This is a genomic window from Vibrio tarriae (assembly GCF_002216685.1).
GTDB classification, from domain to species: domain Bacteria; phylum Pseudomonadota; class Gammaproteobacteria; order Enterobacterales; family Vibrionaceae; genus Vibrio; species Vibrio tarriae.
The window spans coordinates 1574291-1587159 of the sequence record NZ_CP022353.1; the positions used below are offsets into that span (position 1 = coordinate 1574291).

General features: G+C 48.9%; 12 protein-coding genes and 1 other annotated feature (1 of these 13 cut by a window edge). Of the genes, 6 read left to right on the forward strand and 6 right to left on the reverse strand.

Annotated features, from left to right (window positions below):
• Nucleotides 1–10: 10 nt before the first annotated feature.
• Both CEQ48_RS12835 and CEQ48_RS12840 read left to right on the forward strand, forming a co-directional pair.
• Nucleotides 11–340 (forward strand): DUF3392 domain-containing protein, encoded by a 330-nt coding sequence (locus tag CEQ48_RS12835; protein WP_181710740.1) that lies wholly within the window; start codon nt 11–13, stop codon nt 338–340.
• Nucleotides 313–1080, forward strand: a complete 768-nt coding sequence (locus tag CEQ48_RS12840) for a SanA/YdcF family protein (protein WP_089071516.1) — start codon at nt 313–315, stop codon at nt 1078–1080. The genes CEQ48_RS12835 and CEQ48_RS12840 overlap by 28 nt, the downstream gene beginning before the upstream one ends.
• A gap of 104 nt (nt 1081–1184) precedes the next feature.
• On the opposite strand, the gene CEQ48_RS12845 is transcribed toward CEQ48_RS12840, so the two are convergent.
• The 3 genes from CEQ48_RS12845 to CEQ48_RS12855 all read right to left on the reverse strand — a co-directional run bounded on the left by CEQ48_RS12845 (nt 1185) and on the right by CEQ48_RS12855 (nt 4704).
• The gene (locus tag CEQ48_RS12845; RefSeq protein WP_089071517.1) at nt 1185–2516 is read right to left on the reverse strand and encodes a GGDEF domain-containing protein; all 1332 of its coding nucleotides are present in this window, start codon (nt 2514–2516) and stop codon (nt 1185–1187) included.
• A 294-nt stretch (nt 2517–2810) separates the two neighbouring features.
• Nucleotides 2811–4064: a cysteine desulfurase-like protein gene (locus CEQ48_RS12850; RefSeq protein WP_181710741.1), complete on the reverse strand. Its 1254-nt coding sequence runs from the start codon at nt 4062–4064 to the stop codon at nt 2811–2813.
• Nucleotides 4048–4704 (reverse strand): 2OG-Fe dioxygenase family protein, encoded by a 657-nt coding sequence (locus CEQ48_RS12855; protein ID WP_181710742.1) that lies wholly within the window; start codon nt 4702–4704, stop codon nt 4048–4050. Before CEQ48_RS12855 ends, CEQ48_RS12850 begins: the two co-directional genes overlap by 17 nt.
• A 614-nt stretch (nt 4705–5318) precedes the next feature.
• On the opposite strand from CEQ48_RS12855, the gene trxB reads away from it, so the two are divergent.
• The 3 genes from trxB (at nt 5319) to cydC (ending at nt 9896) form a co-directional block, all read left to right on the forward strand.
• A complete protein-coding gene (gene trxB, locus CEQ48_RS12860; RefSeq protein ID WP_000073135.1) occupies nt 5319–6275 on the forward strand; it encodes a thioredoxin-disulfide reductase in 957 nt (318 codons plus the stop codon).
• 119 nt (nt 6276–6394) lie between these two features.
• The gene (gene cydD, locus CEQ48_RS12865; RefSeq protein WP_089071520.1) at nt 6395–8182 is read left to right on the forward strand and encodes a heme ABC transporter permease/ATP-binding protein CydD; all 1788 of its coding nucleotides are present in this window, start codon (nt 6395–6397) and stop codon (nt 8180–8182) included.
• Nucleotides 8175–9896 (forward strand): heme ABC transporter ATP-binding protein/permease CydC, encoded by a 1722-nt coding sequence (gene cydC, locus CEQ48_RS12870; protein ID WP_089071521.1) that lies wholly within the window; start codon nt 8175–8177, stop codon nt 9894–9896. Before cydD ends, cydC begins: the two co-directional genes overlap by 8 nt.
• A gap of 149 nt (nt 9897–10045) precedes the next feature.
• Here the strand turns inward: cydC and rluB are convergent, their stop codons facing one another.
• The 3 genes from rluB to rnm all read right to left on the reverse strand — a co-directional run bounded on the left by rluB (nt 10046) and on the right by rnm (nt 12639).
• Nucleotides 10046–11011 (reverse strand): 23S rRNA pseudouridine(2605) synthase RluB, encoded by a 966-nt coding sequence (rluB, locus tag CEQ48_RS12875; RefSeq protein ID WP_089071522.1) that lies wholly within the window; start codon nt 11009–11011, stop codon nt 10046–10048.
• 132 nt (nt 11012–11143) lie between these two features.
• Nucleotides 11144–11764 carry an L-threonylcarbamoyladenylate synthase gene (locus tag CEQ48_RS12880; protein WP_000077263.1) on the reverse strand — a complete coding sequence of 207 codons (621 nt, stop codon included), beginning with the start codon at nt 11762–11764 and terminating at the stop codon, nt 11144–11146.
• 2 nt (nt 11765–11766) lie between these two features.
• Nucleotides 11767–12639, reverse strand: coding sequence for an RNase RNM (gene rnm / locus CEQ48_RS12885; protein WP_089071523.1), 873 nt, complete (start codon nt 12637–12639; stop codon nt 11767–11769).
• A 64-nt stretch (nt 12640–12703) separates the two neighbouring features.
• On the opposite strand from rnm, the gene trpL2 reads away from it, so the two are divergent.
• Nucleotides 12704–12841 (forward strand): tryptophan operon leader peptide, encoded by a 138-nt coding sequence (trpL2, locus tag CEQ48_RS12890; RefSeq protein ID WP_001880954.1) that lies wholly within the window; start codon nt 12704–12706, stop codon nt 12839–12841.
• Nucleotides 12788–12869 (forward strand) — a sequence feature (Trp leader region) (it continues 21 nt past the right edge of the window). It overlaps the preceding gene by 54 nt.

A 12869-nucleotide genomic window follows, 5' to 3' on the forward strand; every position in this document is an offset into this window, starting at 1 on the left:
TTCTAATCTCATGCAACTATTTACTTATCTTGCTCCTGCAGGTCAGGCAATGCTCCCCTACCTGAGCGAAATCTCGATTGCACTGGTCGCATGCACTTTGGTCATGCTCGGTGGCGAGATCAATGCCTTTTTGCGTAGAGTATTACGGAATCAACATTTTCTGGTGCGCACGTTAGCGTTTATCTTTATTAACGCGTTTGGATACGGTTTAATCATCGTCAAGGCCAGCCCTTACGTTGCTCGGACACTCGCGCAACTGGAATCCGGCATGATGCTGACCCTTATCGTAAGCTGCTTTGTTGTGATAGGCCTATGGGCACAAAGAAACCATCAAATCTAACTCTGCGCGCCGTCGTTTTCTCTGCGCAGGTTCACCTGCGAAGACTACCTTGGCGTAAACTAAGCCAAACTTTGCTATGGCTGGCTATTGGGGTTGTCTCAGGGTTACTCGCGATCGATCGCTGGGTGACTTGGCAAACGCAAAATAACATTATTAATGATGCGCAAAACACTCCGCCTTTTCAGGTGGCCGTGGTATTGGGCACCAGCAAATACATAGGCAAGACTCTCAATGAGTACTACACCAACCGCATTGATGCAGCGATAGAGCTTTATCAACAAGGAAAGGTACGTAACTTTCTACTCAGTGGTGATAACGCACACCGTTCGTACAACGAACCGTGGACCATGAAACGCGATTTATTACGAGCGGGCATTCCGGCGGAGAACATTTCGTTAGATTATGCGGGTTTTCGTACTCTTGATTCGATTGTGCGCGCGAAGGAAATTTTCGATACCGACAATTTTTTGATCATCACTCAACGTTTTCATTGCGAGCGCGCTCTATTTATTGCCCGCCATCAAGATATTCAAGCGTCATGCTTAGCCGTGCCGGGTCCAAGCAGCCATTCTGGTTTTAAAGTACGGTTACGAGAAGTGTTTGCGCGCGCTTATGCAGTCTTTGATCTGTTTGTCTGGGACACTCAACCTAAGTTTCTCGGCCCCAAAGAGCCGATCATCGTTGAGGGCAGTGATACCGACTCAACCCCAAATGACACATCGACGAATACACCTGAATAAATCAGACTTGATAAGTAAACCTCGGAATGTTGCCGCTCATCTTGTAGCGACACTCATCCCTTGTGATTAGATTTAAGCTAGATAGGCACGACTTGATGTCGTCATTACCCCTTTTCTCCATCACTGCTTTTTGCCATTAATCCATAGTGAACTTCAATTCGATTGCGACCAAGCCGTTTGGCCCGGTATAACGCTTCGTCGGCGCGTGAAACGGTTTCCGTAACCCGCTCTTCTCCCATCTGGGCAATGCCGATACTGCAGGTTATCTTTCCACCATGTATCCAACGGTGGCTTTCGACTCTAGCCCGAAGGCGATCAGCGAGCTCAATCGCTTGCTCAAGCGTTGTCTGCGCACAAAACACCACAAACTCTTCACCACCCCAACGCACTAATTTGTCATTTTCCCGAATTTCACGGCTGATCACTAAAGCAAATTCACGTAATAGGTCATCCCCTAGAGTGTGTCCGTACACATCGTTCACTTGTTTGAAGTAATCAACGTCGATAAACAGTACGCTAACGTGATTGAGTTGCCAGCGCACTAAGCGCGCTTGATCTTGCAACCAATCACGAATTCCATGCCGATTAATGGCTCCCGTCAATGCATCACGATGCGCCATTTCAACAAATTTTATGTTTTGCTCATGCAGTGAGTGATTCAAACGCTGTAAGTGCTCTTGGCGCATACGCGCACGTAAAACCTCACGACGATTACGACGAATTTCGAGCGCAGAGAGCCATGCCCCCGCCACCGCCCACATGATCAACATGCCGAGAAACAGTTTTTCTCCTGCTACGTAATCCCCAATCAATTCCACTTGATGCAGCGTCAATTGATATTGTCCTAATGGGCTTCCTGAGCCTGTGGCAAATTCAATTTTGTTGACGTTGGAAAACTCAGGAGCGGAGTGTTCAATGGCAATACGATTATCAACCAACCACCACGTCATCACTTGCAAGCTGCGAATGGGAATATCAATCACACCTTTCCCAACGCCTGGCACAAACTCTAATCCGTTGTATTTATGAGTATATTCCTCATCAAGCTGAGAGTAGATCGGATTGAAATTACGTAAATACAGACGCATTGCCGCAGGCTCTGCAGCGGGACCTTGTAAGTCCACGTTAAGACGTATGGTATGGATATCACTCAAATCGAGGCCAAATTGAGGATCGGGATTGAGGTGAATAGAGATGCCACAATATGGCCATGCGTAACGACTGGCATTCAATTCACAGTCCACTTTGACGGTATTGCCATTGAGGGATAAGGCGCTGGTTGATGTACCACCGGCGGTTTGATCATTGGTGGTGAAATAGGCATAGTGCTGGGGAGAAATCAAGACTCGCTTCGCAGAGCCAAACTGCCAATAAAGCAATACAGTCACAATAGTGACCGCGACTAATCCTAATAGCACTCTTGGCAGCACTTTCACAACCTACTCCAGCGTCAAACCACATCATAACAAGCACTCTCTTAATACAAGATGCTCAATAAAGAGAGATTGCTTCCAAAAAATAGCGGTTAGATGCGGTTTTGTCATCGACTAGAGTATTTCAAGGTTTCTTTTTCAGAGGCATTTCACCTTTTGCTAAAGTAATGACCGCACACCACTAAATAGGTATATAAAGAGAGAGGGAATAAACGACTGATGCCCTTCCTACTGAATCAACATCAGTAGAAAAGGCATATCGCTAGAAGTGAAGGATGTCTAGAAGGGGCTTGCGACTTACTGAAAAGAATGAGCAAGCTGTGGCAAACCATCACGTAGAAGAGCAAATAGATGGTCAATTTCTTCTGTGGTGTTGTAGTGCATCAGACCGATACGTAGTACTCCACCGCTTGACTCAAGCCCTAATTGACGAACCACCCCAAGTGCATAGAAATGCCCATTCCATACGCACAGATTCTGTTCGCCGAGCATTTTAGCCATAGACTGCGGCGTACAATCTGTACACGTCAGCGCAAATGTCGGTGTTCGCTTCGCGGCATCTGCCAGTTGCAAACCATGCAGTTTCAGCGCAGGTATATCACTGAGCTTTTGCAAGAAATACTCACTGAGGCGCTGTTCATGCTGCTGATATTGCTGATAGCTCTCAACCAAACGTTCACGTAATCGAGAATTCGGGTCACCCCACTGCGCCAAATATTGCACCGCAGCAATAACGCCAGCCAGTCCTTCAAAATTGAGCGTTCCGGTTTCAAAACGTCCCGGCCCTTGATTGGTTGCTGGCTCGACTTTATAAGGCAGAATCGTGTTTTGCCACTGCGGCGCTACATACACAATCCCGACGTGAGGGCCAAAAAATTTATAGGCCGAACAGGCCAGAAAATCACAGCCCAGCGCCTGCACATCCGGCAGGTGATGCGGCAGATAGTGCACCGCATCGACATACACCATCGCCCCGACCTGATGCGCCGCCTCAATAATAGCTTCAAGTTCAACCAATGATCCCGTGGTATTGGAAGCAAAAGTCACCGCTACTAAACGGGTGCGTGGATTAATCAACGAAAGCAGATGCGCTTGATCTAAGGTGCAGTCCGCCGTATTGACGCGAGCCTGATGCACTATTGCGCCTTTGTCTTGAGCCGCTTGTTGCCAGCTAGAGACATTCGAATAGTGATCTAAAGCCGTGACGATCATTTCATCGCCCACTCGCCAATCACGGCTGATCGCACGGCTAAACTGGAAAGTCAGCGACGTCATGTTTGCCCCAAAGACAATCGACTCAGGGGTGGGGGCATTGAGCAGCGCTTGCACATGCTCACGGGCGCTTTGCACTAACTCCACGGTTTTCTGGCTCGAAAAATAGTGCCCACCAAGGTTGGCATTGTAACGACCTAAATAAGCCACCATGGCATCCAGCACCGACTGTGGCACTTGTGAACCACCTGGTCCATCGAAAAACACCACTGGCTTATCATTGACGATTTGCGCCAGCGCAGGAAACTGCTGACGCACTGACTCAGGAGTGAAGCGCATGGCGGCCATCCTTCGCAGTCAAAACAAAGACATCCATATGCCCTTCTTGTTGATGATCCACTGTGCGGATCGGGCAAGCGTTGTGCCACAGTTGGCTATCGGCCAACATCGCAACTTCGCCATTTTCCAATACTTTACGGAAAAATGGCGCTTCATGACTACTGAGATAGAGCATGATTTCGCCACCCACAATGTTGTGGCGATCAATGCCAACAATCGCAATATGATCAAACCCATCTTGATGTACCCCTTCCGGCGCCACTAAGGTTTCATCGAATACCGCAGCGATCCGCATCTGATGGATCTCAATTTCCTGCCCATCGGGAAGTGTGTTGGCTTCCATAAACAGCGCGCACAACTCACGCATACCGTCACTTTTTAAAGTAGTACTGAGTAACGGTTCGAAACGGCGTACCACATTGCCTTGAAAATGGTTAATTTGATCGGTCTGCATAAAGTCATGCTTGTCCAACTCAACCACTTGCCCATCAATAAAGCGGATCACGGAGTAACGACGTAGCCGATACTGCCCGTCCGCATGATTGGTATGCGGTAACTGCGCAAAAGAGGGAGCGAGTTGATGAATCGCTGAATGACTCAGTTTAGTGATATGTAGGGTATTGTGGTGAGAACGTAACATCATCGACTCCTTAATGGGTTAGTCATACCACCATAAATTTCACATTTTATTTACAATTAAGACTAATCGATTATTTTGCAAAAACAATATTTTTTGACTCAATCAACCATCAGGATTGAAATTTTGTTTTTATATTCTTTATAAATTGAAAATAGCAGTGTCTACATCCAAAAGCGCAACCTGAAGATAGGCAAAACCAGAGGCTTTCTCTACCTTATGGAAAATAAGGAAGATTGACAGCCTATTAGCATAAAACCATGCATCATGGATCCCGCTCTAACATGAGAATCAGGTGGAACCGACACGAGCTATAACCAAACAACTTGGGAGTTGCAGGTAGGTGGCAAGTGAGTTCATCCCCATGAGCATAGATACACTATGTGATTGGGGTGAACGAACGTAGCCAACACCGCTGCAACTTCAAGTAGGAAGGATATATGCCGAGATAGCTTCACGTCGTAAGAGCATAAACAATTACGATTTATGCTCAGCGAACCACTTTTATTCGCCATCCATATTCCCTACAATCGAGTCCAATTATTTTCATTGGCTTGCGTCTTAGTTCCGAATTCAAGCCATGAGTTAACTCCCTTTCGTCCTTATCGGAGTACTTCATGAGTAACGTGAAACACAGCAAACTTCTTATCCTTGGCTCCGGCCCTGCGGGTTACACAGCCGCGGTTTACGCTGCGCGCGCCAACCTAAAACCCGTGCTGGTCACTGGAATGCAGCAAGGTGGTCAGCTCACCACGACGACAGAAGTCGAGAACTGGCCAGGCGATGCCGAAGGCTTAACTGGCCCAGCACTGATGGAGCGCATGAAAGAGCACGCTGAGCGTTTCGATACTGAAATTGTTTTTGATCACATTAACTCGGTTGATCTCTCTTCTCGCCCATTTCGTTTGACAGGCGATAGCCAAGAGTACACCTGTGATGCCCTCATCATCTCTACTGGTGCCTCTGCTAAATACCTCGGTTTAGAATCAGAAGAAGCGTTCAAAGGTCGCGGTGTATCCGCTTGTGCGACCTGTGATGGTTTCTTCTATCGCAACCAAAAAGTGGCAGTAGTCGGTGGTGGTAATACTGCGGTTGAAGAGGCTCTTTACCTATCGAATATCGCCTCAGAAGTGCATCTGATCCACCGCCGTGACAGCTTCCGCAGTGAAAAAATTCTGATCGATCGTCTGATGGATAAAGTGGCGAATGGCAACATTGTTCTGCACACGCACCGCACTTTGGATGAAGTACTGGGCGATGAGATGGGCGTGACAGGCGTACGTTTGAAAGATACCCAGTCAGATATGACGGAAAACTTGGATGTGATGGGGGTATTCATTGCCATCGGCCATCAGCCAAACTCGCAAATTTTCGAAGGTCAGCTTGAAATGAAAAACGGCTACATAGTCGTCAAATCTGGCCTTGAAGGTAATGCAACCCAGACCAGCATTGAAGGTGTGTTTGCCGCAGGTGATGTGATGGATCATAACTACCGTCAAGCGATTACCTCTGCCGGAACCGGGTGTATGGCAGCACTCGATGCTGAACGTTACCTAGATAGCCAGGGTAAATAACTTACGCTTCGCGTAACGCCAGTTTTTATTTTTGCCAAGCCCGACGGGTATAACCGCCGGGCTTTTCTTTGTATACTGGCGGCCTATTACAATTATTATTCTCATTAAGCCTTTTCAAAATGGACAAGAAAAAACAGCGTAGCTTGAATCTCTGGCTCAAGCAGCAAAGCAAACTGGCTAAGCGCTGGCTCGCAATAGCTGTTGGGTTGGGTGTGTTATCAAGCCTATTTCTGGTGGCGCAAGCCGCACTCCTTGCATCAATTCTGCATCAGCTGATTATTGAACAGGTCGATAAACATCTGCTCATTCCACACTTCCTTGGCTTGGGTGCACTCATTGCCGTGCGTGCGTTCTGCTCTTGGGGACGCGAAATCGCTGGTTTTCGTTGTGGAGAAGAGATCCGCCGTTATATTCGACAGCTAATCCTAGACAAGTTACGCGACTTAGGGCCAGCCTATATCAAAGGCAAACCGGCTGGCTCATGGGCAGCCTTAATGCTTGAGCAAGTCGAAAACATGCACGACTTCTTTGCTCGCTATCTCCCTCAGATGTCTCTTTCGGTTTTGGTACCGTTTGTGATCCTTGCAGTCGTCTTCCCAGTGAACTGGGCGGCAGGACTGATTTTTTTGATCACGGCGCCATTGGTGCCACTCTTTATGGCGTTAGTCGGCATTAAAGCCGCCGATGCCAGCCGGAAAAACTTTAAAGCTCTGCAGCGTTTATCCGGTCATTTTTATGATCGCTTGCAAGCTCTGACCACCATTCGTCTATTCGATCGCACCACAGCAGAAACCGAGCACATGCGCGGCGCTTCAGAAGTGTTTCGCCATCGCACTATGGATGTACTGCGGATCGCGTTCCTCTCTTCTGCAGTATTAGAGTTTTTCACCTCGATCTCCATTGCACTGACCGCCGTGTACTTTGGCTTTAGCTACATTGGTGAACTCAACTTCGGTTATTACGGCGCGAGTGTCACTCTGTTTGCTGGGCTATTTGTGTTAATCCTTGCTCCGGAGTTTTATCAGCCGCTGCGCGATCTCGGAACCTATTACCACGCGAAACAACTCGCGGTGGGCGCAGCCGAATCGATCGTCGATTTTCTGCAAACCGAAGTGGATACCTTACACAGCGGCGAGCGTCATCTCACCGATAATGACGATATTGAAATTATCGCCAATGATCTGGTCATTCTTAGTCCACAAGGCAAACGCTTAGCAGGCCCGCTCTCATTTACGTTGCAAAGCGGCAAAACCACCGCTCTCGTCGGGCCAAGTGGCGCAGGCAAAACCAGCTTAATCAATACCATATTAGGCTTTATGCCCTACCAAGGCAGCTTAACCATTAACGGCATTGAATTGCGCGAGTTAGATCATGCGCAGTGGCGACAAACCATCAGTTGGGTTGGGCAAAATCCTCTGCTGCTGCACGGCACCATTCGCGACAACGTGACGCTAGGCAAACACAATATCGCCGATGAGCAAGTCACACAGGCTCTGCAAGCAGCTTATGCCCAAGAGTTTGTTGAGCAGCAGGGTTTGGATTACCCGATCAGTGATCGCTCTGCGGGGCTTTCCGTGGGTCAAGCCCAACGCATCGCCCTCGCTCGCGCTATTTTGCAAAATGGCCGCTTTTGGTTACTCGATGAACCCACGGCAAGCTTAGATGCGCGCAGTGAGCAATATGTGATGCGTGGACTGACCGAAAGCATTCAGCAACGCACTGCGTTATTTGTCACTCACCAGTTGCAACCGCTGCAATCGGTCGAGCAGATCTTAGTGATGGAAAATGGCTTGCTGGTACAAGCAGGACATTTTGAAGACTTAAGCCAGCAATCTGGTTTATTTGCCACTATGTTAGCCGCTAACCAAGCGCTACAAGCTGCCAACAAAGGGGATCTCGATGCGTGACCTGCTGCCTTACCTAAAACTGTATAAAAAACACTGGTTCGGTCTTACCCTTGGCATGCTGCTGGCGATGCTGACCGTTCTCGCTTCGATTGGACTGCTGACGTTATCCGGCTGGTTTTTGTCTGCGGCCGCCGTGGCCGGACTCAGTATTGCCCGAGAAACCTTTAACTACATGCTACCCGGCGCCTTTGTGCGCGGTTTTGCCATGGGACGCACCGCAGGTCGTTGGGGCGAGCGTGTCGTTACTCACAACGCCACCTTCAAGCTGCTCACTGATTTGCGAGTGTTTTTCTTTGAGAAACTGACACCGCTTATCCCGGGACGTCTGAGCGCGGTGCGCGATGCCGATATGCTCAACCGCATCGTGGCCGATGTGGATGCCATGGACCATGTGTATTTACGTTTAATCAATCCAGTCACGGTCGGCGTGCTGGGTATTGCGGCTCTCACCACACTGATTGCTTGGTTTGATCTGCAGCTTGGCATGACCTTAGGCGCTATCTTGCTACTGGTTCTGCTAGTGTGGCCCACGCTTTTTTACCGCTTGGGGAAAAAGAATGGTCAACACTTAACGCAGAATAAAGCGGAATTGCGCGTTCGCACGCTAGATTGGTTACAAGGTTACAGTGAACTAACCATTTTCGGCGCAGAACAAACCTATCGTCAGGCAATCTTAACGGCGCAAGACAAACTGCTTCGTAACCAATACGTTAACGCACAAGTCTCAGGACTGGCTCAATCGTTACTGTTACTTGCCAATGGTTGGACACTGGTACTGATGATCTGGCTGGCCGCCGATGGCGTGGGTGGGCAAACTCCGGATCCGCTGATTGCACTGGTGGCTTTTGCAACCATGGCCAGCGTCGAGTTATTGATGCCTATTGCCGGCGCATTCCAGCATTTGGGGCAGACTCTCACCTCGGCTCGCCGCTTAAATGAGATTATTCTAGCCAAAACTGAGGTCGAATTTACCGCGCAACCAACCGCGCATAATGGCCAATACAACATTGAATTCAACGGCGTCCACTTTGCTTACCAAGCGAATAAACCCAAGGCCATTGATGACTTTACTTTGGCTCTCGCTCAAGGGCAGAAAGTGGCGATTGTCGGCCAAACCGGCTCAGGGAAATCGACCTTAATTCAACTCCTTTGCCGTTATTGGGATGTACAGCAGGGTCAGATCACGATTGGTGGAACAGACATTCGAGAATGGCGAGAGAGCGATCTTCGTGCCGCCATCAGCGTGGTCAGTCAACGGGTGGATATTCTCAATGGCACGCTGCGCGATAACCTGAAATTGGCGAAACCGGACGCAACCGATGAAGCGCTCAGTGATATTCTGCAGCAAGTCGGTCTAGAGAAATTGCTACAAGACGCCGCGCTCAATACTTGGCTTGGCGAAGGTGGCCGTCAGTTATCCGGTGGAGAAAAACGTAGGATCGGCATTGCGCGAGCACTACTGCATAACGCTCCAATCTTACTGCTTGATGAACCGACCGAAGGGTTGGACAAGCAAACCGAGCAGCACATCATGCAACTGTTGCATGGTCATTTCGGTCACAAAACCGTGCTGTTTATCACTCATCGTCTGGTCAACCTTGAAGAGATGGATGCGATTGCGCTGATTGAACAGGGCCAGTTGGTCGAATATGGTCATCACCATACTCTCCTCGCCCAGCACGGTCGTTATCACAAGCTGACACAAAAGCTGTAACGCTTCCCGCCTCTCTTCGCTGAGGGGCGTAAGTATGCAGCGCAGAGCACCATGTCAAACAATAAACAGCATCAAACAATAAACAGCAAAAAGCCAGTCAACATGACTGGCTTTTTTATAAGCGACATCGCTCTAAGAAAGGCGGGCACTTATCCGCGCGGCTTACGCGAGCTTTGTTGCTGGTTAGCCACTTTATTGCGCGTGCTCGATTCACCACCCGGCTTACGGCGCGCAGGGGCTTTTCCGCTACGACCCGGAGTAGCTGAAATTCGCTCTTCGTGACGACGTACTGCACGACGAATTTTCTGGCTACGGGTACGCTCACGCTTACGCGTTGCGGCATCAGGCGCCATGTTCAGCACCGTTTCTTTCTCTGGACGCAGTTCTACCAACTCACGCAGGTAGTTCACTTGCTTGAGATCAAGCTCCATCCAACCGCCGCGAGGCAGTTTTTTGTCGAGGAAAATATCACCGTAACGTACGCGCTTCAGACGGCTTACTGTCGTACCTTGTGATTCCCACAGACGACGCACTTCACGGTTACGACCTTCATTGATTACCACGTAGAAAGTATGGTTGATGCCTTCGCCACCGGCGTACATCACATCTTCAAAACGCGCCATACCATCTTCTAGCTGCACACCACGCACTAGATTGCGAACTTTTTCTTCCGTCACGTCACCAAAGACGCGAACCAGATATTCACGTTCTACCTGACGGCTTGGGTGCATTAAACGGTTAGCCAGTTCACCATCGGTGGTAAACAGCAGCAAACCTGACGTGTTGGCGTCCAACCGGCCAACAGAAATCCAGCGTGAACCACGAATTTTCGGCAGACGGTCAAATACCGTACGACGACCTTCTGGATCATGACGGGTACACAGCTCGCCTTCTGGTTTGTAATAAGCCAGAACTCGGCAGATCACCTCTTCTTGCGCTTTCACAGACACAACATGTCCATCGACGCGCACGACAGCGTTATCATCTTCTAGGCGTTCACCCAGTACAGCTACCTTGCCATTAACACTTACACGCCCAGCTCGGATCAGAGCTTCAAGCTCACGACGAGAACCATGACCAGCACGTGCTAAAACTTTTTGTAACTTTTCGCTCATTTATCTACCTATGTGTCGTCTTCTCAGACGTCGAATGACGGGTTGCGATGTTAAAATCGCGGCCGCGTAGTATCGCAAATTTTGTGGATAAAAGCATCCGTTTTGTCAGCGATTCGCGACCACCTCATTCAACTACTGAAAGGGGGTTGGATCACCAGCTCCGACACGAGCCACAACAATCTCATCATCACTGAAATCAATCACTGTGGTCGGCTGCTGACCTAAATAACCACCGTTGAGGATAACATCCACCGCGTGCTCTAAACTATCGCGGATGGCTTCAGGATCAGACTCTGTAAAATCGTTGCCCGGCAGAATCAGTGATGTAGACATCAGCGGTTCACCCAAAGCTTCTAGAAGATCCAACGCGATTTTGTTATCTGGTACACGGATCCCGATGGTTTTACGCTTTTCGTTCATCAGACGACGGGGAACCTCTTTGGTTCCTTTAAAGATAAAAGTGTAAGGTCCCGGGGTGTTGTTTTTCAGTAAGCGAAACGCGGTGTTATCCACTCGGGCATACAGAGATATCTCAGATAAGTCGCGGCACAACAGGGTGAAGTTGTGTTTATCGTCCAGACGACGGATCTGACAAATACGCTCCATCCCGTGTTTATTTTCTAGCTGACAACCGACGGCGTAACCAGAATCGGTTGGATAAACCACTACCCCACCATTGCGAATAATCGCGACCGCTTGATTGATCAGGCGGGTTTGAGGGTTCTCAGGATGAACATAAAAAAACTGGCTCATGGTTATTCCTCTTCATCGAGTCTCTCGACTCTATTGCTTGGGGATAAGCCCCAATCTTTCCATACAGGTTCTACTCCGGCAGGTAACCAAAGATTTCGTCCCAACTCCATCCAAGGAGAAGGATAGTGAAAGTCACTGCCTTGGGAGGCGAGTAGTTGGTATTCCATTGCGTAATCACCCAAGGTTCGTTTTTCCTGTGGTGATTGCTGCGGCTGGGCGACTTCCATGGCATCGCCACCCGCTTCAACAAACGCGGTCATTAAGCGCTTAAGCCATTTCGCCGTCAAGTCATATCGTCCCGGATGCGCTAATACGGCTTGTCCACCTGCGGCGTGAATCGCGTTCACCGCTTCACTCATTGAACACCAGTTAGGCGGTACATAACCCGGATTATCACGAGTGAGGTATTTCTTAAATACTTGCTGCATGTTGGTTGCGTAACCATTATCCACCAACCATTTGGCAAAATGGGCACGCGTGATCGGCGCACCATCGGCAATATGTTGAACCTCTTCTAACACTCCCTCACGCGTCGCTTTTTGTAAACGATGGGCGATCAGTTCAGCACGCTCAACTCGACGTTGCTGTTGCCGCGCAATCAGCTGCCCCAATGCCTCACTGTTTGGGTCGATGTTTAAACCGACAATATGAATGTCTTTATTTTGCCAAACCGTTGAAATCTCAATGCCGTTCACTAATTGTAGCGGATATTGCTGCTGTGCAATGTAAGCACGAGCATCCGCCAACGCAGCCACGGTATCGTGGTCTGTGATCGCCAAAACATCAATCTCAAAGCTGACGGCGCGATCGATCAATTGTTGATAAGTAAACCGTCCATCAGAAGCGGTCGTATGACTATGCAGGTCAATTCTCATATTTTTTATTTGCCTGATTTTTAAGCTTGACTTTTTATCGTCGCACTAGTTAACTAGTACGCAAATGCAAGACTCTCTGTTAGGGCTCACTATGTTACAAGAATTTAACCCAAACCATAAACCCAATTTCAGTCCAGCAGATGCTGAACTGGCTTGGTGGCGCACTTGGACAAGTTCTTGGTGGGCTCACGTGTATTTCTAAGTTTAGATACTCACACACCTAGCCCGCC

Excerpts from the sequence above, each read along its gene's own strand:
- CEQ48_RS12840 (WP_089071516.1), top strand. The coding sequence starts at position 313 with ATGGGCACAAAGAAACCATCAAATCTAACTCTGCGCGCCGTCGTTTTC.
- CEQ48_RS12855 (WP_181710742.1), bottom strand. The coding sequence starts at position 4,704 with ATGTTACGTTCTCACCACAATACCCTACATATCACTAAACTGAGTCAT.
- cydC (WP_089071521.1), top strand. The coding sequence starts at position 8,175 with ATGCGTGACCTGCTGCCTTACCTAAAACTGTATAAAAAACACTGGTTC.
- CEQ48_RS12880 (WP_000077263.1), bottom strand. The coding sequence starts at position 11,764 with ATGAGCCAGTTTTTTTATGTTCATCCTGAGAACCCTCAAACCCGCCTG.
- rluB (WP_089071522.1), bottom strand. The coding sequence starts at position 11,011 with ATGAGCGAAAAGTTACAAAAAGTTTTAGCACGTGCTGGTCATGGTTCT.
- CEQ48_RS12850 (WP_181710741.1), bottom strand. The coding sequence starts at position 4,064 with ATGCGCTTCACTCCTGAGTCAGTGCGTCAGCAGTTTCCTGCGCTGGCG.
- cydD (WP_089071520.1), top strand. The coding sequence starts at position 6,395 with ATGGACAAGAAAAAACAGCGTAGCTTGAATCTCTGGCTCAAGCAGCAA.
- CEQ48_RS12835 (WP_181710740.1), top strand. The coding sequence starts at position 11 with ATGCAACTATTTACTTATCTTGCTCCTGCAGGTCAGGCAATGCTCCCC.
- rnm (WP_089071523.1), bottom strand. The coding sequence starts at position 12,639 with ATGAGAATTGACCTGCATAGTCATACGACCGCTTCTGATGGACGGTTT.
- trpL2 (WP_001880954.1), top strand. The coding sequence starts at position 12,704 with ATGCAAGACTCTCTGTTAGGGCTCACTATGTTACAAGAATTTAACCCA.
- trxB (WP_000073135.1), top strand. The coding sequence starts at position 5,319 with ATGAGTAACGTGAAACACAGCAAACTTCTTATCCTTGGCTCCGGCCCT.